At 54.3% G+C, this 1,151-nt stretch carries 1 protein-coding gene; it reads right to left on the reverse strand.

The features are described 5' to 3' along the window. Positions 1 to 1,151: S41 family peptidase (locus ACTHUM_RS14840; protein ID WP_440403268.1), on the reverse strand; the 1,151-nt coding region annotated here is incomplete at both ends.

The raw sequence follows: 1,151 nt of genomic DNA on the forward strand, positions 1-1,151 counted from the left end.
TTCTTCCTGTCTTTCTCCGCATCTTTTTTCGGTGCAGGTTTTTTCGCTGCCAAGCCCAAAGATTTTTGCCATTCGGCTGGATTTTTCACTAAGTCCAAGGCTTTACGGAGCTGATCGTCTTTGGCCGGATTGGGAATGCGGCGGCTGGAGATGTCTTCGTCTTTGTCTTTTTTGGACTTGTCTTTATCGGCTTTGGTTTCTGTGTTGGCAGGCGTTTCGTTGCTGCTGTTGACGTCTTGGCCGCCCAGCGGATTACCGATATGGCCGACCAAATCGGCTTCGCGGCTTTCAAAGGCGCGGTCTTTGTCTTTGACTTCAACGTCAGGAACAATGCCTTGCGCCTGAATCGAGCGGTCGTTCGGCGTGTAGTAAAGGGCGGTGGTCAATTTGACTGCGCTGCCGCCAGAAAGCGGAATCAGGGTTTGCACCGAGCCTTTGCCGAAAGTTTGTGTGCCGACGACGACGGCGCGTTTGTGGTCTTGCAATGCGCCGGCAACGATTTCGGAAGCGGAGGCAGAGCCTGCGTTAATCAGGACGGTCATAGGAATGGTTTTCAGCTCGGCAGGTAATCCGGCCAACGGGTCTTTGCCGCTGGTGGTGATGTAGTCTTCGGCAGTTGCTTTGAGAACCATGCCTTCTTTTTTGTTACGGCCTTTGGTGCTGACAACGGTTACGTCAGGTTGCAGGAAGGCTGCGGATACGCCGACTGCGCCATTGAGCAGGCCGCCTGGGTCGTCGCGCAAGTCGAGAATGATGCCTTTGAGCGGACCTTTGTTTTCTTTGACAAGGGCTTGTGCGGCTTCGTTGAGTGCGGCAACGGTGCGCTCTTGGAATTGGGAAACGCGGATGTAGCCGTAGTCTTTTTCAAGCAGGTGATGGCGCACGCTTTTGACTTTGATGATGGCGCGGGTCAGGTTGACGACGATGGGTTTGTCGGCATTTTTGCGTGAAAGGGTCAGGGTAATTTTGGTACCCGGTTTGCCGCGCATTTTTTTGACGGCTTCGCTGACGGTCAGGCCGCGCGTAGAGGTATTGTCGATTTTGACGATGAAGTCGCCGCTTTTTACGCCGGCACGTTCTGCCGGCGTGTCTTCAATCGGGGCAACGACTTTGACGAAGCCGTCTTCTTGTCCGATTTCCATGCCCAGGCC

This window comes from Neisseria sp. P0021.S006 (genome assembly GCF_051956895.1).